The organism is Xylanibacter ruminicola 23, assembly GCF_000025925.1.
GTDB lineage: Bacteria > Bacteroidota > Bacteroidia > Bacteroidales > Bacteroidaceae > Prevotella > Prevotella ruminicola.
On record NC_014033.1, the window covers coordinates 2,445,251 to 2,467,864 of the forward strand.

17 protein-coding genes and 1 pseudogene are annotated in these 22,614 nt (G+C 50.1%); 5 read left to right on the top strand and 13 right to left on the bottom strand.

From position 1 onward, the window contains the following. The first annotated feature begins 23 nt into the window (after positions 1-23). Positions 24-473: a YcbK family protein gene (locus PRU_RS10495; RefSeq protein WP_013065405.1), complete on the top strand. Its 450-nt coding sequence runs from the start codon at positions 24-26 to the stop codon at positions 471-473. Here the strand turns inward: PRU_RS10495 and PRU_RS10500 are convergent. The 5 genes from PRU_RS10500 to PRU_RS10520 all read right to left on the bottom strand — a co-directional run bounded on the left by PRU_RS10500 (position 466) and on the right by PRU_RS10520 (position 5,661). Further along, the gene (locus tag PRU_RS10500; RefSeq protein ID WP_041386122.1) at positions 466-1,680 is read right to left on the bottom strand and encodes an alpha/beta hydrolase; all 1,215 of its coding nucleotides are present in this window, start codon (positions 1,678-1,680) and stop codon (positions 466-468) included. The genes PRU_RS10495 and PRU_RS10500 overlap by 8 nt on opposite strands. 155 nt (positions 1,681-1,835) lie before the next feature. Then, positions 1,836-3,563, bottom strand: a complete 1,728-nt coding sequence (locus PRU_RS10505) for an acyl-CoA dehydrogenase family protein (protein ID WP_013063855.1) — start codon at positions 3,561-3,563, stop codon at positions 1,836-1,838. A gap of 6 nt (positions 3,564-3,569) precedes the next feature. Then, the gene (locus tag PRU_RS10510; protein ID WP_013065651.1) at positions 3,570-3,755 is read right to left on the bottom strand and encodes a hypothetical protein; all 186 of its coding nucleotides are present in this window, start codon (positions 3,753-3,755) and stop codon (positions 3,570-3,572) included. Between the two features lies 1 nt (position 3,756). Beyond that, positions 3,757-4,782, bottom strand: a complete 1,026-nt coding sequence (locus PRU_RS10515) for an electron transfer flavoprotein subunit alpha/FixB family protein (RefSeq protein WP_013065223.1) — start codon at positions 4,780-4,782, stop codon at positions 3,757-3,759. Between the two features lie 6 nt (positions 4,783-4,788). Beyond that, positions 4,789-5,661 (bottom strand): electron transfer flavoprotein subunit beta/FixA family protein, encoded by an 873-nt coding sequence (locus PRU_RS10520; protein ID WP_013064028.1) that lies wholly within the window; start codon positions 5,659-5,661, stop codon positions 4,789-4,791. Positions 5,662-5,842: 181 nt separating this feature from the next. Here PRU_RS10520 and PRU_RS10525 point away from each other — a divergent pair, with 181 nt between their 5' ends. After that, positions 5,843-6,565, top strand: a complete 723-nt coding sequence (locus tag PRU_RS10525; protein WP_013063487.1) for a TorF family putative porin — start codon at positions 5,843-5,845, stop codon at positions 6,563-6,565. Positions 6,566-6,571: 6 nt separating this feature from the next. After that, positions 6,572-6,946, top strand: coding sequence for a DMT family protein (locus tag PRU_RS10530; protein WP_013065301.1), 375 nt, complete (start codon positions 6,572-6,574; stop codon positions 6,944-6,946). 6 nt (positions 6,947-6,952) lie between these two features. Here the strand turns inward: PRU_RS10530 and sov are convergent. Both sov and ruvA read right to left on the bottom strand, forming a co-directional pair. Beyond that, a pseudogene (gene sov / locus PRU_RS10535) lies at positions 6,953-13,735 on the bottom strand (T9SS outer membrane translocon Sov/SprA); the annotation flags it as partial. Between the two features lie 171 nt (positions 13,736-13,906). Continuing rightward, entirely contained in the window at positions 13,907-14,509 is a 603-nt protein-coding gene (ruvA, locus tag PRU_RS10540; protein WP_013063699.1) for a Holliday junction branch migration protein RuvA, read from the bottom strand. Positions 14,510-14,711: 202 nt separating this feature from the next. On the opposite strand from ruvA, the gene PRU_RS10545 reads away from it, so the two are divergent. Next, positions 14,712-15,611 (top strand): diaminopimelate dehydrogenase, encoded by a 900-nt coding sequence (locus tag PRU_RS10545; RefSeq protein WP_013064713.1) that lies wholly within the window; start codon positions 14,712-14,714, stop codon positions 15,609-15,611. After that, positions 15,612-16,178, top strand: coding sequence for a phosphoribosylglycinamide formyltransferase (purN, locus tag PRU_RS10550; RefSeq protein ID WP_013064837.1), 567 nt, complete (start codon positions 15,612-15,614; stop codon positions 16,176-16,178). A 17-nt stretch (positions 16,179-16,195) separates the two neighbouring features. Here the strand turns inward: purN and PRU_RS10555 are convergent, their stop codons facing one another. The 6 genes from PRU_RS10555 to PRU_RS10580 form a co-directional block, all read right to left on the bottom strand. Further along, positions 16,196-17,482, bottom strand: coding sequence for a dihydrolipoyl dehydrogenase family protein (locus tag PRU_RS10555; RefSeq protein ID WP_013063907.1), 1,287 nt, complete (start codon positions 17,480-17,482; stop codon positions 16,196-16,198). Positions 17,483-17,502: 20 nt separating this feature from the next. Then, positions 17,503-18,912, bottom strand: a complete 1,410-nt coding sequence (gene gcvPB, locus PRU_RS10560; RefSeq protein WP_013063268.1) for an aminomethyl-transferring glycine dehydrogenase subunit GcvPB — start codon at positions 18,910-18,912, stop codon at positions 17,503-17,505. After that, positions 18,909-20,225 (bottom strand): aminomethyl-transferring glycine dehydrogenase subunit GcvPA, encoded by a 1,317-nt coding sequence (gene gcvPA / locus PRU_RS10565; protein WP_013065253.1) that lies wholly within the window; start codon positions 20,223-20,225, stop codon positions 18,909-18,911. Before gcvPA ends, gcvPB begins: the two co-directional genes overlap by 4 nt. Before the next feature lie 113 nt (positions 20,226-20,338). Further along, positions 20,339-20,719, bottom strand: a complete 381-nt coding sequence (gcvH, locus tag PRU_RS10570) for a glycine cleavage system protein GcvH (RefSeq protein ID WP_013064567.1) — start codon at positions 20,717-20,719, stop codon at positions 20,339-20,341. A gap of 5 nt (positions 20,720-20,724) precedes the next feature. Further along, on the bottom strand, positions 20,725-21,834 hold the full coding sequence (gcvT, locus tag PRU_RS10575) for a glycine cleavage system aminomethyltransferase GcvT (protein ID WP_013063972.1): 1,110 nt from the start codon (positions 21,832-21,834) through the stop codon (positions 20,725-20,727). Between the two features lie 14 nt (positions 21,835-21,848). Beyond that, positions 21,849-22,538, bottom strand: a complete 690-nt coding sequence (locus tag PRU_RS10580; protein ID WP_013064063.1) for a lipoate--protein ligase family protein — start codon at positions 22,536-22,538, stop codon at positions 21,849-21,851. Between the last annotated feature and the right edge of the window lie 76 nt (positions 22,539-22,614).

Here is a 22,614-nt window from a genome sequence, read left to right on the forward strand (position 1 = left end):
AAGATTAAACATTAAACATTATTATGGAAATAGTGCAGCTTAATAGCAATGCCAATCTCTCCGAGCATTTTGTGCTCGGGGAGTTTACCAGGAGCAAATATCCTGAAGTATATAACATACCCAGTCATGAGGCGATAGCGAACCTCACCAAGCTCTGCCAATGGCTTGAGTTTTTACGAGAAAGGTCCTCCCAACCTATCATCATCAACTCAGGGTACAGATCTCCTCAACTTAATCGCAAGGTTGGCGGGGCGGCGAACTCGAACCATCTAACGGGGTGCGCGGTGGATATACGCACATCGGGCTACGAACAGGCCATACAGTATGCAGCCATATTGATAGACTATGCCAACAAAAACAATCAGCAGTTTGATGAACTGCTGATTGAGAGGAATCGTTATGGGGCCGTATGGTTGCACTTGGCAGTACGTCCCAAGGATAATCGTAGAAAAGTGCTGTTTATGATTACTTAAACAGCAACTGAGCGAACTGGTAGAGGCTGCGGCGCCAGGTTTGCCACTCATGGGCGGTCTCGGGGGAGATGTATGAGTGGGCGTTAATGCCTATCTTCTTCAGACCCTCGGCGGCGTTGATGACGCTACCCTCGCCTTCGGCCATGCCCTTCTCCTTACCACCGGCACTCATAAAGAGCACCTTGTTGGTAGCCTTGAAATCGGGCACGTCGGTGAGCTCGTCGGCACCAATGGTACCACCACTGAAGATACCTACATAAGCAAAGGTCTTAGGATTGTTGAGCGTGATGCCGTGGGTCTGCATACCACCCATCGACAAACCGGCCATGGCGCGATGATCGGCATCGGCAATCACACGGTAGTTTTTCTCAACCATAGGGATGATATCCTTAATGAGCACCTCTTCGAATGCACCACCCATGCGACGGGCCATCTTAGCAAAGTCGGCACCGCTCATGCGGGGGCGCTGACCACCTGCTGGACGTGCTCCACCCTGTGGACGTGGACCGCCTGGACGTGGACCACCAAAGCCCTGAGGCTGCTCGCCTGGCTTGCGGGCATTCAAACCATTGTCCATAAAGATGATGAAAGGCACGGCCTTGCCAGCGGCAATGAGGTTATCCATAATGATACCTGTCTTACCCTGAGCGCCCCAACCTGTCTCGTTCTCGCCCATACCATGCTGCAGGTAGAGTACGGGGAATTTCTTGGTGGGATTAGCATAATACTCAGCAGGCAGATAGATATAACCGTGGCGCATCTGCTGGGTTACTGATGAATAGTAGTAAACCTCGTTGACAGAGCCCTGAGGCACGTTCTTGACGGTATAGAAGTCTTCGTCGGCAGCAGGGATGTCGATACCACTACCCCAACGGCTGGCACCGTAATAGTATTTGCTACCTGGATCGGGTACTGAGGCACCATCGATGTTGAGCTGATAGTAGTGGAAGCCCTCGTCCTGTGGAGCCGACTCACCAGTCCACACACCGTTAGCATCCTTCTTCATCTCGTACTTCACACCACCGATATCAAGCTTGACGCTATTAGCCTCGGGGGCCGAAATCTGAGCGCGAACCATGCGCTGTGAATTTACCATGGGATACTGTTTTCCCTCCTGATTAGTACTTGCAGGCTTAAAGTCTTCAGTTACTTGGGCGCTTGCCGATACAGCCACAAAAGCTGCCATTAATAAAAGAGTTTTCTTCATAAATTTATAACAATTGTTAGGTTTATTATGTTACTTGTTTGACACCCGAGAGGGCAAAAAGTAAAATGCCGCCTGCGATAGTTAATGAAGATTAACAAATAAAAAAGAGCACCCTGATGCAGGATGCTCTATTTATAATAGCGTTTAGGGATTGCTTACTCAGCAGTCTCCTCGTCGTTAGCACGGAAGTTCTCGAGGTCCTCAACCTGGAAGGCCTTGATGTAAGCAGCCTTACCAAGAATATCCTCTTCGGCCATGCGGACATATACGTTAGCGCTCTTAGCGAACAGCTCAGGTGCCTTAGCAGCATCGCGGAGGATGAGCAGACTCATTACCAACTCAGCTGTCATGTCGTAGAGACGGCGAGCCAGGAAGTCGTGAGCATCCTGATTGTCGAGAGCCTTAACAGCAGCGAGAGCCTCCTCGTAAACGGGGATGAGCTTCTCGACACGGGCCTTGAGAGCAGCGTTAGCCTCAGCAGGCAGTGCAGCCAGCATGTCCTTGATGTTGTTGAGCATAGTGCCGTTGGTGATGTAGCGGATAGCAGCTACAACCTGCAACTGAGTGGTACCCTCGTAGATAGAGAAGATACGTGCGTCGCGGAACAGGCGCTGGCTCTTGTACTCCATGATGAAACCTGAACCACCGTGGATGCTGATAGCATCGTAAGCGTTCTGGTTAGCGTACTCTGAGTTCATACCCTTGGCCAGTGGTGTGAAAGCATCGGCCAGGCGCTGGTACTTCTTGAGTTCCTGCTTCTCCTCGGGAGTGAGCTTGCGGTCGCGCTCGATATCCTCCAAGCACTTGTAGATATCAACGTAAGCGGCTGTCTCGTACAGGAGTGAACGACCAGCATCGAGCTTAGCCTTCATGCGAGAGAGCATATCGTAAACAGCGGGGAAGTTGATGATCTTATCACCGAACTGCTGACGCTCCTTAGCGTAAGCCAGACCCTCGTTGTAAGCCTCCTGCTCAACACCTACACTCTGTGCGGCGATACCCAGACGGGCACCGTTCATCAGAGCCATCACATACTTGATCAGACCCAGACGTGTGCTACCGCAGAGCTCGGCCTTAGCGTTCTTATAGGTGAGCTCACAGGTAGGTGAGCCGTGGATACCCAGCTTGTGCTCGATGTGACGAACATCAACACCGCCCTGGCGCTTGTCGTAGATGAACATTGACAGACCACGTCCGTCCTTAGTGCCCTCCTCAGAACGAGCCAGCACGAGGTGGATGTCGCTATCACCGTTTGTGATGAAGCGCTTAACACCGTTCAGGCGCCAGCAGTTCTCCTTCTCGTCGAAGGTAGCCTTCAGCATCACGCGCTGCAGGTCGGAACCAGCATCGGGCTCGGTCAGGTCCATACTCATACCCTCACCAGCGCAAACGCGGGGGATGTACTTCTGGCGCTGCTCCTCGCTACCGAACTCATACAGAGTATCGATACAGCTCTGCAAGCTCCAGATGTTCTGGAAACCAGCATCGGCAGAAGAAATCATCTCAGACAGCATTGAGAACACGGTGTTAGGCAGATTCAAACCGCCGTAACGACGAGGCATAGAAACACCCCACAGACCAGCCTTACGGGTGGCGTCGAGGTTCTCGTAAGTCTTAGAGGCGTAGATCATACGACCGTTCTCGAGGTGTGGACCTTCGAGGTCAACGCTCTCAGAGTTTGGCTCGATGATATTGGCAGCCACGTCGCCAGTGATGTCGAGAATCTGCTTGTAGTTCTCGATGGCATCGCCCAGGTCAACGGGGGCATAGTCATATTCCTTTGCATCAGCAAAGCCTTTTTCCTTCAGCTCAACGATACGAGCCATCAGGGGGTGGTTCAAGTAGAACCCGATCTCAGGATGATCGCTATAATAGTTTGCCATAATTTCTTATTTGTTTTCTTGATTCTTCTTATATATTCTACCTCCTATTCTTGCACCAACGGGGATACCGCAAGCATAAGCGCCGATGTTTACTATCGCAGCACCTGCATGCTGGTCGATCGTCATCAGATAATACGATATACCGAGCAGTACGATGGTACAGAGAATGAGGAAATAATCTAAAGCTTTCATCTTACTTCGAGTTCTGCTTGTAGTACTTGATCAGTTTAGGTACAACCTCCTCAACGGTGCCAACGATTACGTAGTCGGCAATCTTGTTGATAGGAGCATCGGGATCGCTGTTTACAGAGATAATGATACCAGAATCCTGCATACCAGCGATGTGCTGAATCTGTCCAGAGATACCACAGGCGATGTACACCTTGGGGTGAACGGTAACACCTGTCTGACCAATCTGACGGTCGTGGTCCAACCAGCCTGCATCCACAGCAGCACGGCTACCACCAACCTCACCATGGAGCACCTTAGCCAGCTCGAACAGCATGTCGAAGTTCTCCTTAGAGCCAACACCATAACCACCAGCAACAACGATAGGAGCGCCCTTCAGGTTGTGCTTAGCAGCCTCAACGTGGTGATCCAGAACCTTTACTACGAAAGCCTCGGGGCTAACATACTTGCTTACCTCTGGATAAACAACCTCCTTGCGGCACTCGCCATCGTACAGAGCCTTCTGCATTACGCCTGAGCGTACAGTAGCCATCTGTGGACGGTGGTCGGGGTTAACGATGGTAGCTACGATGTTACCACCGAAGGCAGGACGAATCTGATAAAGCAGATTCTCGTAGGTCTTACCAGCCTTCTTATCCTCGAAAGGACCAATCTCCAGCTCTGTGCAGTCGGCAGTCAGACCAGAGGTCAGTGAAGACGATACACGTGGACCGAGGTCACGACCGATAACGGTAGCACCCATCAAACAGATCTGTGGCTGCTCCTCCTTGAAGAGGTTAACCAGAATATCAGTGTGTGGAGCTGAGGTGTAAGGGAACAGATCCTTAGCGTCGAAAACAAACAGCTTGTCAACACCGTAAGGCAGAATCTGATCCTCGACCTTACCCTTGATGCCAGTACCGGCAACAATGGCGTGGAGCTCAACCTTGAGTTCATTGGCGAGCTTGCGACCCTTAGTCAACAGCTCCTGAGATACTTCCTGTACCTGAGTACCTTCAATTTCGCAATATACAAATACGTTATTAGCCATATCTCGTTATCCAATGATTTTTTCGTCCAACAATTCTTTGATCATTCCCTCGATATCAGCATCAGAAGCCGTCAAAGTCTTCGACTCCTTAGCCTGGAACACGATGTTCTTGATGGCCTTAACCTTGGTAGGTGAGCCACTCAAACCGCACTGGTTTACATCGCCATCCACGTCGGCCACGCTCCACTGGTTGAGTGTGAGTTCAGGGCGCTGCTCGTACAGATAGTCGTAGGCAGTACCCTCGGCAGGGCGCTCCATAGGACAGGTAGCACGCTTGTACTTCATCACCAGCTTAGCGTTCTGGGGACGACAAGGAGCGGCACTTCCGTTAACAGTGATAACAACTGGCAGAGGAGCCTCAACAGTCTCAACACCACCGTCGATCACACGCTTGATGGTAGCCTTACCATCCTTTACTGAGAGAACCTCCTCAGCGTAAGTTACCTGGTTGAGACCCAGCTTCTGAGCCACCTGAGGACCTACCTGAGCGGTATCACCATCGATAGCCTGACGACCACCGATAACAATGTCAACATCGCCAATCTTCTTGATGGCAGTAGCCAGCGCATAAGAAGTAGCGAGGGTATCAGCACCAGCGAAGAGACGGTCGGTAAGCAACCAACCAGTATCAGCGCCACGATATAATCCCTGACGGATAATCTCACCTGCACGTGGAGGACCCATCGTGAGGATTCCTACTGTTGAGCCTGGGTTCTGCTCCTTCAGGCGAAGGGCCTGCTCCAGGGCATTCAAATCTTCTGGATTGAAGATGGCGGGAAGGGCTGCACGGTTTACGGTGCCTTCGGCAGTCATTGCATCCTTACCCACATTTCGGGTGTCTGGCACTTGCTTGGCCAGCACAACAATCTTTAAAGCCATATTTATTAATAATGTGAATGAAATTTCAAAATCGGCTGCAAAAATACACTTTTTTGAGCACACAGCCAAATAAAATGCACAAAAATACGCCGAATGTGCACAAATCGAGCAATTTGTGCAATTAAATAAGTACGAAAGTTTGCTTAATTATGCCAAAATGTTGTAATTTTGCAGCCGAAAAATGAATATTGAGATGAAAAAGTACATATTTATTGCTTTTGCGTGTCTTTTTGGCAACGCTACCATCCAAGCGCAGGACAAGGTAGAAACAACCGTAGAGGCCGACGTGGTAAGTCAGTATATCTGGCGTGGTATGGACTTGGGACATGTATCGCTACAGCCCACACTGGCCGTGAGTTACAGGGGATTAACACTCGAAGCATGGGGCAGCGTAGGACTGACCGACAGCAACGACACACGCGAGTTTGACGTGGCCTTGAAATACACCACCGGTGGATTTAATTTCGGCATTGGCGATTACTGGTTTAACGAGGGTCTTGACCCGCAGAACCGCTATTTCCGTTACAATGCACACTCAACCAACCATGTGATTGAGGCCAACGTAGGTTACGACTTCGGTCCGCTGGCATTACAGTGGTACACCAATATTGCGGGTAACGATGGCTTTACCTGTTGCGATCATCGTGCCTACAGCAGTTATGTAGAGGCCACAGCCCCCTTTAAGCTGGGTGGTTGCCAGTGGCAGGCCACAATAGGTGCCGTGCCCTTCTACACCACCTTTTACGATGCCGAGGGCTTTATTATAAATAATGTGACACTGCGTGCCGATCGTGATATCAAGATTACCGACCACTTCAGTCTGCCCGTGTTTGCCCAGATAACAGGCAACCCATCCAGCGAGCACGCTTATTTTGTATTTGGATTTAAGTTAAAAGCATTCTAAAACATTATGACAAACGGAATATATACCATCTTACTGCTCATTCTGAGCAATGTGTTTATGACCTTCGCCTGGTACGGTCATCTGCGCCTGCAACAGTCGGGCATTTCGAGCAACTGGCCACTGTATCTGGTGATTGCCTTCTCATGGATGATTGCCTTTTTCGAGTACTGCTGTCAGGTTCCCGCCAACCGCATCGGATTTATCGACAATGGCGGTCCGTTTAACCTTGTACAGCTGAAGGTGATTCAGGAGTGCATATCGCTGGTTGTGTTTGCCGTGATTGCCAACTTCTGTTTCCAGCACGAGCAACTGCACTGGAACCATGCCGCCGCAGCACTCTGTCTGGTGATGGCCGTATATTTTGTATTTATGAAACCGTAAGAAAGTTTATCGGGTTAACGAGAACTTCATAGATAAACCAAAATCATGCGTCGTTGTGGGATAGCTATTGCTTGACAACAACGGCGTATTTGTTTGTGTATCGTAATAAGCCGTGAGGGTGAGCAAACGCGAGAGTGTGTAATCGGCCATAAACGAGAGTTTAAAGGCCGAGTTACCGCTGGATGCTGATGACACACCTGTGGCGATATCGCGGGTGATGGCCGCCTGCTTGCGCAACGAGATATCAAGGCGCAGGTTCAAGTCGTGGTTAACACCGGTCTTTCTGCTTTGAACTTGGAGCTTTGTGTTTTGAACATTTTGGCTATCGCCTGCATTCTTTTTGCGGGGGTTCTGGGCTTTGCTGATGGTGCGGTTGCCCTTGGCACCAAACAGATTAAAATCGCGGATTTTATAAGCCAGACCAACCACCCAGTCCTTACTGAGCGACTCGTTGAGCTGAATGCTGGTCATCGAGAGGTTGAGCACACGGGTGGTGCGGTATTCCAGCTTTGCCGTAAGGTCGTTCTGGAAGGTAGCATCCACACCCAGCAAGGGCGAGAAGGCCTCGTTGATGCTCACGGTAGAGTAGCTGGTGTTGACGTAGCTACCCACACTATAAATGCTCTTATAAGCATGGTTCAGATTCAGACTCTTCAGATGCTCCTTTACCCAGGCCAGTTTCGACAGTCCGCCATAACGCACACTCCAGTTGGGTAACAAGCGGGCCAGCGACGGGAAGATGGCCAGCGACTTGCCTGCACCCGAGGTATAGGCCGACAGGAAAGCCGGGATAAGCACCTGGGGTGAATACTCCTCGCCTACCCTTTGCTGGAACTCGGGGATGAGCTCGCGGAAATGGTCGAAAGCGGCCGAACGATAGCCGTTGTTGGCATTGCCCATACCTGCCAGTGCCCCTCGCAAAGAAATGGTGGTGATATTAAACGTACCACTCAAGGTGGTGGGCATGCCATCGTACATATACTGTACACTCTTGGCGCGGGTATCGGTACGCGAGGCGGTGAGATCGATCTTCAGGTCGCGGATAGGCTCGAGTACCGCCTTTATCTGCAGATCCTTACTGGTGTTGATATTGGCAGGGGTGGATACACTTTCGTTCTGCAACAGCCAGTTGCGACCGAGGGCCTTATCGATATAGCCATCGCCCATCAGTCCGAAAGCAAAATCCAGTCCTGGTGTCAGCAATCCATCAGTACGGTTCTGACCCAACATATCGCCCACATTGGGCATAAAGCCAGGCAACAACATCGAATACTGGGTGCGATAGCTGATATTCATGCTACGCAGCATCATGAGCACACGCAGGGGCCCCTTGTTGCTCTTGTTGGCCTTTTGCAGAGCGGGGATGTGGTTATAGAGGGTGACGAAATTAAGCGCCACGTTCATGTTTACCTGACGGTTGCTGGTGATGGTGTTACCCAGACTGGTGCCATCCTCTAACTCGGTACCACGCACCCAGGTGTAGCGACCGCTATACGAGGCGTCGGCATTCACCCAATCGAAGATGGGTAGTTTGTTGAGCGGGAACTGGTACGAAGCGGTTACCTGTTGCTGGTAATCGAGCGGTGTACCCCAGTTGCGGATGCTCTGTTTTACCGAATCCTTCCACGCCACATACTGATCGGGATACAGGTCCTTGTTGATCGGCGTATAGGGCTCTTCGATCTCGGCACGGGTGGCCGACTGGAAGGTGAAATGCAGGTTCTTGGTAAAGTCCCAACGCAGGGAGAAATCACGGTTCCACAGGAACTGCTCGGAGAATGTAAGTGGCAGGTTCTGATTCTCCAGACTCTCCAGGTCGCGCTCCTGCAGTTCGTAGTAGTTACGCGTCATCTCGGTATTGAACGAGATGCTCTGGGGTAGGTAGTTCAGACCTATCGACTTGGGGAAGTTGAGCCACTTCGACTTACCCTTGAGTTTCTTAAACGGCTCCCAGGTCTTATACACGGGCGAGTAAGCGTAGTTCAGGGCGCCACGCCACTGGTCTTCACGCTCGTAAACGGTGGTCTTACCCGAGGTGTTACGATGGGCATGACTGTACGAGAACGAGAAGTTGGCGGGATCGTAAGGCATAGGATGACGCTTGGTTTTCAATCCCCAGCGCAGGTTCGACAGCGCGAAGTTGGTGTTACGTGTTTTGGTAACGGCAATACTCTCGATGCTGTCGCGCTCGTGCTGGTTGGCGGCACTCTCCAAGGCATCGCTCAGGCGCATATCCGAATCGAGCGGATTATAACGTGGGCGCACCTCTTCGTGACTCACCGAGTAGTACAATGGCGCACTTACCTTGGCCTTGTCGGGGAAGAACTTACCCAACTCTAACTGGGCGGTAAACGAGTATTCCTTCTGGGTGTCGGTAGAGCGTTGCATCACACTCTCCTCCAGTCCACCAAAGCCATCGCTGATGTATCGGCCCGAGAGGTTCACGGTACCGAAATCAGACAGTTGCACGTTCATGGTGCCCGATGCCGCCCAACCGCCATTGTTGTTGGCATCCATCAATCGGAGCTCGTTCACCCATACCTCACCCGACTTCACCTGGTCGGAGATGTTACGCACACCAATCATCATCACCTTCACCTCGCCCAGAGTAGGGTTACCCTGCACACGTACCGTGTTGTTGGGTTTGCGAGGGTCGGGCTCGCTATAAACCTGATTAAAGCTACCGATACCCTGTGCCTTGGCCTGATTGCGGGCTTTCTTCAGTTTGGTAAACACATCAAGATTGATATCCAGCATGTTCTCTTCGGGCCACACCATACGGCGATCGGCCGTGGCATACTTACTATAGTCGCTACGGTCGGGGGTGAGCTGAAGGGGAATCTCGTACTCGTAGTAGTTATTCTTATAGTCGCTACCCATACGCACAAACACAGCCAACTGGCCGTTCTGCAACTGGGTGGCATCGGGCACCAGGTGGTTGGCATGCACAAACATCTGCATGTGCTTGTACTGGCGCAGGTCGAGGTTCATGTTACGATAAACGGCCTTCGACTCGCCATGCTGCAAATCCTTCACCACCATATCGAGCGACTGCTCGTTGTTCTCAACCAACTGGGGCTGTGAGGGGTCGGTAACACGACTGATGCCTGGGGGCAACACGTAGTTAACGGGTGTTTTATCGTTGTTCTCCTCGATATTCACGGCACTCACCTCGATGGTTCCACCCTCGGCACCTGTGCCTAAGCTCTGCTTATATACGCGCCACTTGCCACGTACCAGGTCGAGCGAACCGAAACGCAATACGATAGGCTTCTGGAAGCCCGTCATAAACATACGCATAAAGCGCACACTGGTAAAATCGCTGATGCTACCCACCTTGCGTTCGTACTCGGTAAGGGGGATGCGGAACTGGTACCAGTTAACGCTGGTGGTATCGCCGTTACGCAACTTGACCCTGCTGGTACGCATATCGGTGATAAAGCAATCGGCAGGGGGCACACCATTACGGTAGGCTTCGAGTATCTCGGGACTGATACGCACCTTGTACTGGTAGTAGCGCTCGTACTCGTTCAGGGTGTAGTCCTGGTTGATATCCTCAACATCGGGACCGCTCTTATAGCTGGTATCGTAACTCTCGGTCTGGTCCTCGGTCTCGGGTGAGTTGCCCTGAGGGTTGTTGATACGCTTGTAGCGTTCGAGGATGCTCTTGCGCTCGTTGTCGAAATCGGTGCCACGATAGTAGTGATAATCGTCGCCTGCAGGGTCCTGTAGCCAGGCCTGTAGGGTGCTGTCGTTGGTTACCACACCACTCACAGCATTCAACCAATCGTGGTAGGCACCATACTGTTGCTCCTCTTCATCCGTTAATCCATTGTAACCCACATCCTGCTTTTTACGCGAGCCGGTGGTGGTAGCAAAAGCATAGGTCTGGGTGGCCTGCACGGGTATCTTTCCCCACTGAGTGGTGGTAAAATTGTTACTGCCATCCACGGGCATGCCGCTCTCGTAGAATTTCTTGCCATCGCGCAGGATATCCTCGGATATCTCACCCAGGTTAAAATACAGGTCGCCAGCATAATCCGAAGCCCTACCCTGCTCGCGGGTATAGATGAACGGATCGAGCAACCAGAACTCGATATACTCGATGTTGGCCTGCTCAAAGTCGTTGGTATCAATCTTACGCATCATACCGCCCCACTTGGTTTCGGGCTGTTGCAGGGTACCATCGCTGTTAAGTCCCAACGAGAGGTTGTAAGGACCACGCTCCTGGGGGTAGTAAGCCAGGTTAAGAATGGGCAGTGTTGAGGTGGCGCCATTATAGGTACTTTGGTCGCGGTTAGGATACAGTTCCTTGACGTACACCTCGCGCACATAGTGGTTGGAAAGCTGATTCAGGTCGCTCTTGATATGGGCAGGGGTGAGCGTAGAACTGCGACGGGTAAAGATGGGATCGACATTATACCACGCCAACAAGGCACGGTTATAACCACTCGAAACACCGGTCTTATCAGCACTCTCCACAAACATCGAGGGCACACTCGAGAGTGTCCACTCCTTGGGGTTGCTCATATCCAGATAGCTCTTGGTATTCTCGAAATCATCCACATACGAGGCGTTGTCCTGCGTGCCACGGGCACGACCGGCTATCAACTGGGCAAACTCGCCTGTAAACGAGATGTGCGAGGGTTCTTTTACATGCAGGAAAGGTATCTTATTGAGCATGGTAGTGAGCCACTGACTCTCCTGTTTCCAGTTTACGCTCAGACCCCAGATGGTGTTGCTCAAGGGTTCCTCACCCATGGTTACCTTCGAGGTAAGTGCCTGCTCGCTCAGGTGCATCAGTGTACCACCGATAGTGAGACTCTTGGAGAGTTCGTACTCCCAGTTGACGCCTAACATGGTTTTGCGCTGCATACCGTATTCGGTATCCGACTCGAGCGACACGTTCACGTTGGTGCCCGCATCGATGATGCTCTGGTTCAGGATGGTTACCTCGCCAGCCGAATAATCTACCGAATAATCGGAACCTTCGGTCAGCACCATGCCACCTGCCGTAACCACCACCGAGCCGTGAGGCACGTTCATGGCACCTAACGAGATGACATTGGCCGACGAGCCTTTATACTGGCCCACCAGCATATACTTATCCTTCTCGGCAATCAGCTTGGCCACCGTCTTGGTTGAGTCGTACAGTTCGCTGAACACGTACTTCTCGGCCTCGGATGCGGGCAAACCGTTCTTCTTCAACTGCTGGCGCAGGTAGTCACCAAAGGGTTCGGCAGAAGGCAGGAACACACGACCATCGCTTATGGTGTAGCCCTCAACAAAGTCGAAGTAGCCATTAGAATGCAGTTTATTGTTATTATCCAGGCGATCGCAACCCAGCATCTTCAGGAGCGTTGTGTTTTTCACACGCTGATCGGGGATATAGGTGAGATACACACCTGCGGTATCGCTCTGGAACTTGATGTCCAGACGGAACTTGGTTTTCTCGACCTTCGAAGCCAGATAATACACGTTTTTCATCATCAGCTTCCAGTTGGATTGCGAAGGATTATTCGAGGTATTCTTCAGCGACTTCACAAAGAGTGCCTTGGAGGTCTCGGTAATATCTGCGGCAAACTCGCCCACCTTATAGGTCACACCACCCAAAGTAAACTCGTAAGCCACGGCCAGCACCTGATCGGTCTGGAGTCCGCTCTTCAGTGAGATATAACCCAAGGCCTTGTTAACGGTGTATTCGGACGAGGTGAGTAAGCGGGCACTGGCCAGTTTCTCGTAGTCGCGCCCACTCTCAAAATCGGGCATACCAGCCAGCACACTATTGGTCTGGTCGATATCACGCGCATCGGCATACTGGGTAGTCAGGGTGTTATACAGGTTGTTAGCGGCATTATCAGGCACACGCTGCGAACCCTCACCCAAGTCGGTTACCGCCACAATGTTACGGGTATTCGAGGTGGTGCCGGTCTTATTGGTTACCCAAATCTCCACACGGGTTATCTCGATACCGGTAGTGAGGTTTGGCAGGGTGCTCATGGCCTGATCGTAGCGGTTGCGGAAGTAATGCGACAAGAAGAAGTGACGGTTCTCCTCGTAATCGGCCACATCGAGTTCGAAAGCAGTGGTCTGTGTGCCACCTTTCGATGAGACGCTCTTGGATGATGATTTCTTCTGCGAGAGCACGGTCTGGAGTTTCAGTCGTCCGAACTGCATATCGGTACGCACACCAAACAAACTGCTGGCACCTTTTACCAACGAGTTGTTACTGGGGAAGGTGATGTTACCAGCCTCGACCAGTTTAATAATCTCGTCCTCCTTACCCTCGTACTTCAATTTCAGGTTCTGGGCATCGAAATCAAACGTGGCATCGGTATTGTAGTTCAGGTTCATGTTCACCTTATCGCCCACCTTTCCGTTCAGGTTCAGATTCACCTTCTCGTCGAAATCAAACGAGGTAGTTTTACGGTTACGGATGGGCAATGAGGGGTTATCAATCTTCTTGATGTTACCACCAATCTTCAGTTCGGCGGTACCCTGGGTTTTGATACGCACACCACCAGGACCGAAAATCTTCTCGGCCGGTCCCAGGTCGAAGTGCATATCCATCAGGTCGAACTTATCCTTACCAGCGTTCTGGGTGTTCTCTTCGTTTTTCTTGTGAAAGAAATCGTGCAAGGCACGTTTCTCAACATACTGACGATACTCCTCGGGTGTCATCAGCGTGGGCACACTCAGGTACGAATCGCCCATCTTCTGTCCGATGTAATAAACGTTCAGCGAATCGTTATACTCCACCGTTTCGCGGATATTGTCGGGTGTCTTCAGGTAGTTCTTCGTCTGCGCATGCGCCCCCGCGCACGCGAACAAAGCCACCATCAACAATCCAACAATCCGCTTCATATCCAAAGATAAATGGCACGAATTACACGAATTTCACGAATTTATGTCGCGAATATAATTATTCGTGTTAATTCGTGTAATTCGTGCCTATATTTATTACTTGATTTGCTTAAGGGCGAGCTTAACAACCTCCTCAACGGGAGCGTTGGGGTTAGCCTGGAGGATCTGGAGCACCACCTTCTGGGTGGGGGCTGGGGCAAAACCAAGCATGGTGAGTGCTGCGATAGCCTCGTCCTTTACCTGGTTGTTTACCGGTGCCGCTATCTGTCCACCTGCCGGTATCTCGTCCGAGATACCCAACGTTACTATCTTATCCCTCAGATCAACGATGATACGCTGGGCCGTCATCTTACCAATGCCCTTAATGCCCTGTATCAACTTGGCATTGCCCATTGAAATGGCATTACAAAGCTCGGCCACACTCATGCCCGAGAGCATCATACGCGCTGTGTTGGCACCCACACCACTCACGGTTATCAACAACAGGAACATCTCGCGCTCCTTCTTGTTTACAAAGCCAAACAACACGTGCGCATCCTCGCGAATAGCCTCGTAAACATAGAGTTTTACCTCCTTCTTTCCCTGGATGGCACTGAATGTATTCAGTGATATGTTCAGACCGTAGCCTACACCACATGCCTCGACAGTTGCTAAAGCGGGAGTCAACTCGGTCAGTTCTCCCTTAATGTATTCAATCATAAACTTACTATTTTGTATATATACATCTAAATAAACGTAGAAACCTTACAATTTATTGTATTTTAAGGCAAGAAAGTTTCAATTCGTCACAAATTGAAAGTTTTTAGATAATTTTCACGTCAGATAGTTACGTAATTCGAGATAAAAGCATTACTTTTGCAACCGCAAACATAGAAATAATCATCAAAAGAATAAATAAAACATGAAGAAAATCAGAGCAGCCGTAGTAGGTTACGGCAACATCGGTAAGTATGCGCTTGAGGCTCTCGAGACCGCTCCCGACTTTGAAGTAGCTGGTATCGTGCGTCGTAATGGCGCTGAGAACAAGCCCGCCGAGCTGGCACAGTATGAGGTTGTGAAGGATATCCGCGACCTGAAGGATGTAGATGTAGCTATCCTCGCTACCCCAACACGTAGCTGTGAGGAGTATGCTAACCAGATTCTGCCATTGGGCATTAACACTGTTGACTCTTTCGATATCCACACACAGATTCGTGGCTATCGTGAGCGTCTGATGAAGCTGAACAAAGAGACAAACACCGTTAGTGTGATTGCCGCAGGATGGGATCCAGGTTCTGATTCAATCGTACGCACCCTGATGCAGAGCTTGGCTCCAAAGGGTCTGAGCTACACCAACTTCGGTCCTGGTATGTCGATGGGCCACAGTGTATGCGTACGTTCTAAGGAGGGTGTTAAGAATGCACTGAGCATGACTATCCCCTTGGGCGAGGGTATCCACCGCCGTATGGTATATGTAGAGCTGGAAGAGGGCGCTAAGCTCGAAGAGGTAACAAAGGCTATCAAGGCCGATCCTTACTTCGCTTCTGACGAGACTCACGTGTTCCAGGTAGAGAGCGTTGACGACGTTCGCGATATGGGACATGGTGTAAACCTGGTACGCAAGGGTGTGAGCGGTAAGACTCAGAACCAGCGTCTGGAATTCAACATGAGCATTAACAACCCTGCACTCACTGGTCAGGTTCTGGTAAACGTTGCTCGTGCCTCTATGCGTCTGCAACCCGGATGCTACACAATGGTAGAGATTCCTGTCATTGATATGCTGCCTGGTGACCGTGCCGACCTTATTGAGCATCTCGTATAAATGAACATTGCGATTTTCGTATCAGGTGGCGGTACCAACTGCGAAAACCTGATTAAATATTTTGCTGGCTCCGAGAACGTGAATTGCGCTCTCGTAGTCAGCAATAAGTTTGATGCCTACGCATTGGTTCGTGCCGAGCGTTTGAATGTGCCAACAGCTGTAACACCTAAAGCCGAACTGAACGACCCTAAAATAATGCTACCTCTGCTGAAGAAGTACAACATCGATTTTATCGTATTAGCAGGCTTTCTGCCATTGGTTCCCAGTTTTCTGATAGATGCCTATCCACATCGTATCATCAACATCCACCCTGCCCTATTGCCCAAGTACGGCGGCAAAGGAATGTGGGGCCACCACGTGCACGAGGCAGTAAAAGCTGCTGGCGAGACCGAGACGGGTATGACAGTACACTGGGTAACGCCTGTATGCGATTCAGGTGAGATTATCGCCCAATACAAGGTTGCCATCTCTCCCAATGACACTGTAGATGACATCGCCGAGAAAGAGCACCAACTGGAAATGAAATACTTCCCCAAGGTTGTTGAGGAAGTATTAAACAATCTGTAAAGTTATAAAGTCCGTTGTTACTCTACAGCGGACTTTAATATTTCTGACAGTGTGGGATGGATATGTACCATATCGGCGAGTTCGGCGATTGTGGTATGTTTGCACATCAGCACGCTCACCTCCTGTACAATATCAGCCGAATGGGCGCCATAGGCATGACAACCTAAGATGGCACCATCAGCAGGTGACACGAACAACTTCAACATACCCTCTGTTTCGCCCATCGCCAAAGCCTTACCATTGGCACGCCAGAACGACTTTCTGCACTCATAAGCAATACCTTCGGCTTTGAGCTGGTCTTCGGTTGGACCCACACAAGCGGCTTCGGGCTGTGTAAAGATGGCCGCAGGCATGATATCAAAACGGATATTGTCGGGTTTGCCGATAATCTGATTCACCACATGGATGGCCTGCATCTCAGCGGCATGAGCCAGCATCTGCTTGCCATTTACATCGCCAATAGCGAAGATGCCATTAACGGTAGTCTTGAAGTGATCATCTACGGTAACGCCTTTGCGCTCATCGAACTCAATACCAGCATTGGCAAAGTCAGCCTGCACACGAGGTTTTCTACCTGTAGCCATCAGGACAACATCGGCATCGATATCTGCGATATCTTCTACAGCAGTCTTCATCTTGAAAGTAATACCGCCTTTCATTCCCGACGTTCCGTCGCCTACCCGTGGCCTTTCAAGATACTTACGCAGGCGCTTGGCAATATCGCTATCAAGGGCTGGCAAGCACTCCTTCAGATACTCAATCACCGTTACCTCAGTACCAAAGCGATTGAACACCGAGGCGAACTCCATACCTATCACACCGGCACCAATAATAGCCAGGCGCTTGGGCTGGGTTTCGAGATTCAACAAGCCAGTAGAGTCGACTACACGAGGAATTCCCGAGCTTTGCTCGCCTACCCGTAGCCTTTTATCAACACCCTTGATGGGGAGCCACTTGGTTTCGGAGCCGGTAGCAATGATGATGTTATCGGCAGTATAATCGCCAACGGTATGAGCATCTGTAAACACACCCTTCTCACGAACCAACGTGATATTGGGATGCGAAAGGATGCCCTCAACACCCTGACGAAGCTGACTAACAACTGTTGCCATGCGTTCGCGAGCCTCAGCAAAGGTAGCACTATGCACATAGGTCTTGGTGGGTATACAACCCACATTCAAGCAGGTGCCACCCACTTCTGAACCTTCGAAGATGACCACCTTTAAGCCTTGCTTAGCGGCATATTCAGCGGCGCGGTAACCACCTGGGCCCGCGCCGATGATAATCAAATCAACCTTAGACATTAAACATTAAAGATTAAACATTAAACATTTTCTGCCTGGAGTTGACGGTAGGTCGTAACAGGATGCTTAGCGGCGAGGACATCATCCACACGACCGATAGGTGTATCGTGTGGAGCGCCCTTCACCAGTTCGGGATCGGTCTTAGCCTCCTCGGCAATCTGTCGCATCACGGCAATAAAGCCATCCAGCGTTTCCTTCGACTCGTTCTCCGTAGGCTCGATCATCAAGCTCTCGTGGAACAACAAGGGGAAGTAGATGGTTGGCGCATGATAGCCGTAATCGAGCAATCGCTTAGCCACATCCATCGTGGTAACACCCGTCGATTTATCCTTCAGTCCGTCGAACACAAACTCATGACAACAGATGGTGTTGATAGGCAGTTCGTACACATCCTTGAGCGACTCCTTGATATAGTTGGCATTCAAGGTGGCTAACGGACCAACCTCCTTGACATGTTCACGACCCAACGAGAGGATGTAAGCATAGGCACGCATCATCACACCATAGTTACCCTGATAGGGCGACACAAATGGGAAGCAATCCTGCAATCCCTCGCGAACACCCACAGGACCAGCACCAGGACCACCACCGCCATGAGGCGTTGAGAAGGTCTTATGCAGGTTAATATGCATCACATCAAAGCCCATATCGCCAGGACGACAAGCACCCAGCATCGGGTTCAGGTTGGCACCATCGTAATACATCAATCCGCCACAGTCATGAATCAACTGGGCAATCTCAGGAATACGAGTTTCAAACAGTCCGAGGGTATTAGGATTGGTCATCATCATAGCGGCAATCTCAGTTCCCTGCTCAGCTACCAAGCGTTGCAGATCCTCGAAATCAACCTGACCATTAGCCAACGATTTCACCTCAACAATCTCCAAGCCACACACAGCGGCCGAGGCAGGATTGGTACCATGGGCGCTATCGGGCACAATCACCTTTTTGCGCGCCATATCACCACGACTACGATGATAATTGTCGATAGTCATCAGTCCCGTTAACTCACCATGGGCACCAGCATAGGGTTTAAAGGTGAAGTGAGCCAGACCTGTGAGTGCGCAGAGCGACTTTTCCAACAGGGTTACCAAAGCCTGCGCACCACGTACCGTTTCGACAGGTTGCTCAGGGTGCAGATTCTGGAACTGGGGCAGAGCGGCCATCTCCTCGTTGATTTTGGGATTGTACTTCATGGTACATGAACCCAGCGGATAGAAGCCCGTATCAACACCAAAGTTATTATTAGAGAGGTTGGTATAATGGCGCACCACGGTGAGCTCGTCGCACTCAGGCAACTGAGCCTCTTCGGCACGTTTCATCTCTGCAGGTATCTCGTAACTGCCAAAATGATTCTTAGGCAGACTATAGCCTTTGCGGCCCTCCTTTGAGAGCTCAAAGATCAGATTTCCATATAATCGGTTGTTCATAGGGCAGCAATGTTTACGAGGTTATCAATTTCTTCCTTGGTACGCTTCTCGGTAACGGCAAACAGAATGCCATCACCCAGCTTTACGCCACCCAATATACCTGCATTCAGCAAGTGCTTAGAGAGAGTATCAACATTGCCATCATACTTTACGAAGAACTCATTAAAGAATGGTTTGTCGAAAGCCAGATGGAACTTACCAGTTTTAACCAGTTCGTCGCACAGATAATGTGCACCGGCATACGAGAGCTCTGCGGCCTCTTTCACTCCCAGTTTACCCATCAACGACAGATACATGGTAACAAAGAGCGCCATCAGACTCTGGTTTGAACAGATATTTGAAGTGGCTTTCTGACGACGGATATGCTGTTCGCGAGCCTGAAGAGTGAGTACAAAGGCACGCTGATCGCGATTATCCTTGGTCATACCCACAATGCGTCCTGGCATCTTACGAATCAACTTCTCGGTGCAACACATATAGCCTACGTAAGGACCACCAAACTGCATGGGGATACCCAAGCTCTGACCATCGCCCACAGCAATATCAGCCCCCCACTCGCCTGGTGTCTTCAGCACAGCCAAGTCGGCAATCACACTGTTCATGACAAACAGAGCCTTCTGCTCATGACAAGCCTCAGCAAAACCGGTAAAGTCTTCAACAATACCATACACGTTAGGCTGTTGCACAATAGCACCAGCCACACCACCATTTGCGAGTTGAGATTTGAGCATTGAGAGATCGGTAGCACCATCCTTCAGAGGGATGGTTTCGAGTTCGATTCCTTGATGCAGGGCATAGGTATCGAGCACCTCGCGGGTCTTGGGATTCAGACCTGCTGATAGCAGCACCTTGTTTTGTTTCTTACCTGCGGCAACAGCCATCATCATAGCCTCGGCAGTAGCGGTAGTACCATCGTACATCGAAGCGTTAGAGATGTCCATACCTGTCAGTTCGGCCATCATGCTCTGATACTCAAAGATATAGTGCAAAGTGCCCTGTGATATCTCAGCCTGGTACGGGGTGTACGAGGTAAGGAACTCTGAACGTTGCAGCAAACTTGGGATAACAGATGGCATATAGTGATCGTAAACACCATAGCCAGCAAAGCAGGTAAGCTGTTGGTTCTGCGAACCCAACTTATCAAACAGTTGGCGCACTTCCAACTCGCTCATCTCCGAGGGCAACTGGTAGTCGCCCTTAAAGCGGATGGCATCGGGTATCTGGGCATACAGACCATCCAAGTCTGTCACCCCCACCTTCTCCATCATCGCCTGCAAGTCGTCGCTTGTATGCGGAAAATACTTGTAATCCATAGATAGTATATTTTTGGCACGGATTAACACGGCTCTCTTTAGAGAGGCACTGCTTTTTTTTTGTAAAGAGCCGCGTCTTTATTTATAAAGCCGTGTTAATCCGTGCCTAATAATTATTTTTCGCAGAAAGCAGCGTAGGCCTTGGCATCCATCAGGTTTTCAACCTCAGAAGGATCGCTGAGCTGTACTTTGATAATCCAGTTCTCAAAGGCATCCTGGTTGATGAGTTCAGGCTGGTCGTCGAGAGCTTCGTTAACCTCTACAACGGTGCCACTAACGGGCGAAATCAGATCCGATGCAGCCTTTACGCTTTCAACGGCACCAAACTCCTCACCTGCTTCAACTTCGTCGTCAACATCAGGCATATCTACATAAACCACATTGCCCAGCGCATTCTGAGCATAGTCGGTAATACCTACAAAACCAAAATCACCTTCTACTCTAACAAATTCGTGAGACTCTGAGTAGTAGAGTCCTTCAATTACTTTAGCCATAATATTTATTTCTTATAATTTTTAGTATAGAATTGCTTTTTTACCACCTTGCCAGGGAATACCTTTTTGCGAATCTGAATCTGCACTTCGGTATCCAGTTTGGCGTATGCGGCATCGATGAGTGCCATACACACGCTCTTATCCGTAGATAAGGTGTGATAGCCAGTTGTCACCTCACCGATAGGTTCGCCTGCCATATTCAGCACGGTGTAACCATGACGGGGGATGGCCTTATCCATCAGTTCGATACCCACCAGTTTCTTAGCAGGACCTTCGGCCTTTTGCTTGGCCAGTGCCTCCTTACCAATAAACTCGGTCTTATCCAACTTGACGAACATGCCCAAGCCAGCCATGATAGGCGTGATATCCTCAGAGAGCTCATCGCCATAGAGCGGCAGTCCCACCTCGAAGCGCAGGGTATCGCGACAACCCAGTCCACAAGCCTGAACACCTGCTGCAATCAGCTTGTCCCAGCACTCACGGATATAGTCGTGATTGGCATAAATTTCAAATCCATCCTCGCCGGTATAACCGGTACGAGAGATGATAACATCGCCAATAGTCTTACAAGTATAGAACACCAGTTCGGCACAAGGCAAGCCCAATACCGTTTCAACGATATGCTCGCTCTCAGGACCCTGAACGGCTATCTGACCATAGAAGTCGGAACGGTTCTGCAGGTCGATATCAAAGCCCTCGGCATTCTGTTGCATCCAGGCCCAGTCCTTATCGATGTTAGCGGCATTGATGACCAGGAAGAAATCGTTCTCGCCCATCTTATACACCAACAGATCGTCAACCGTACCACCATTCTCGTAGCACATCATACCATAGTAGATCTTGCCCACAGGAGCACCAGCGATATCGTTGGTAAAAATGTGCTGCACATAACGCTCGGCATCAGGACCTTTTACGGTTACTTCGCCCATGTGCGAAACATCAAACAAGCCCACATGCTCGCGAACGGCCGTATGCTCGGGAGCAATACCAGCCATCTGATAAAGCAAAGGCATGTCAAAACCACCAAACGTTACCATGGTGGCACCAAGCTGTAGATGCTTGTCGTACAAGCAAGTACGCTTTTCTTTCTTTTCTAGTTCTTGTTTTATTGCCATAGATTATTGTATTTTTAATTATTGTATTTTAATGATTCTATTTGTTCAATGTCCTTAATTTGTTGGTTTGTGAGCATCACCTCGCCATCACACAGGGTTTGCCGTATCATTGTTTTTATCTCATCGAGCGATAACGTGGTGTGGTCTTTTAAAAAGGTGATGCGTTGCCGCACGCTCTGAATGCCTTTCTTCTCTAACTTCTCCGGCCCAGGCGTGATGGCATTCAGCATGTGCTCCATATTGGTGTCGTAGAGCATGGTGCTATGAACGATGCTGCGCCCAGGCAACTGATAGAAAGCCGTGCCGCACACTTTTTTATCACCTATCATAATATCGTTATGCGTGGTGCTGGTGGCTTCGACGCCCATCTTATGCAGCACCAGTTGCACCATCGTTACAAAACGGTTAAAGGTAAAGCCTACATTGTCGCCATCCGTAATCATCGAGAGCATCAGGTTGTCCATATCGGCATACACACATCCACCACCACTCTTACGGTGATACACCTGGATGCCATGCTCGCGACAATAGGCCAAGTTTACCTCGTTCTCAACCACCTGGTTGCGACCATAGATAACACTGGGCTCTACTTGCCACATAAAAAAGCAGTCGGGTTCGTTCAGATTTCGCGCTACATACTCCTCCATCGCCAGATAGAAACTTAGGCGACGGGGTTCGTTAGTAGGTAAGGCGATATATTTCATCTGTAAAGTATAGTCATTAAAACTTTCTGCAAAAATATGAAGATTTTATGTAACCACCAAATTCTTTCCTCTAAAT

What these genes read in the sequence shown, in the direction of transcription:
- PRU_RS10495 (WP_013065405.1), top strand. Translation starts at nt 24, where the DNA reads ATGGAAATAGTGCAGCTTAATAGCAATGCCAATCTCTCCGAGCATTTT.
- PRU_RS10500 (WP_041386122.1), bottom strand. Translation starts at nt 1,680, where the DNA reads ATGAAGAAAACTCTTTTATTAATGGCAGCTTTTGTGGCTGTATCGGCA.
- PRU_RS10505 (WP_013063855.1), bottom strand. Translation starts at nt 3,563, where the DNA reads ATGGCAAACTATTATAGCGATCATCCTGAGATCGGGTTCTACTTGAAC.
- PRU_RS10510 (WP_013065651.1), bottom strand. Translation starts at nt 3,755, where the DNA reads ATGAAAGCTTTAGATTATTTCCTCATTCTCTGTACCATCGTACTGCTC.
- PRU_RS10515 (WP_013065223.1), bottom strand. Translation starts at nt 4,782, where the DNA reads ATGGCTAATAACGTATTTGTATATTGCGAAATTGAAGGTACTCAGGTA.
- PRU_RS10520 (WP_013064028.1), bottom strand. Translation starts at nt 5,661, where the DNA reads ATGGCTTTAAAGATTGTTGTGCTGGCCAAGCAAGTGCCAGACACCCGA.
- PRU_RS10525 (WP_013063487.1), top strand. Translation starts at nt 5,843, where the DNA reads ATGAATATTGAGATGAAAAAGTACATATTTATTGCTTTTGCGTGTCTT.
- PRU_RS10530 (WP_013065301.1), top strand. Translation starts at nt 6,572, where the DNA reads ATGACAAACGGAATATATACCATCTTACTGCTCATTCTGAGCAATGTG.
- ruvA (WP_013063699.1), bottom strand. Translation starts at nt 14,509, where the DNA reads ATGATTGAATACATTAAGGGAGAACTGACCGAGTTGACTCCCGCTTTA.
- PRU_RS10545 (WP_013064713.1), top strand. Translation starts at nt 14,712, where the DNA reads ATGAAGAAAATCAGAGCAGCCGTAGTAGGTTACGGCAACATCGGTAAG.
- purN (WP_013064837.1), top strand. Translation starts at nt 15,612, where the DNA reads ATGAACATTGCGATTTTCGTATCAGGTGGCGGTACCAACTGCGAAAAC.
- PRU_RS10555 (WP_013063907.1), bottom strand. Translation starts at nt 17,482, where the DNA reads ATGTCTAAGGTTGATTTGATTATCATCGGCGCGGGCCCAGGTGGTTAC.
- gcvPB (WP_013063268.1), bottom strand. Translation starts at nt 18,912, where the DNA reads ATGAACAACCGATTATATGGAAATCTGATCTTTGAGCTCTCAAAGGAG.
- gcvPA (WP_013065253.1), bottom strand. Translation starts at nt 20,225, where the DNA reads ATGGATTACAAGTATTTTCCGCATACAAGCGACGACTTGCAGGCGATG.
- gcvH (WP_013064567.1), bottom strand. Translation starts at nt 20,719, where the DNA reads ATGGCTAAAGTAATTGAAGGACTCTACTACTCAGAGTCTCACGAATTT.
- gcvT (WP_013063972.1), bottom strand. Translation starts at nt 21,834, where the DNA reads ATGGCAATAAAACAAGAACTAGAAAAGAAAGAAAAGCGTACTTGCTTG.
- PRU_RS10580 (WP_013064063.1), bottom strand. Translation starts at nt 22,538, where the DNA reads ATGAAATATATCGCCTTACCTACTAACGAACCCCGTCGCCTAAGTTTC.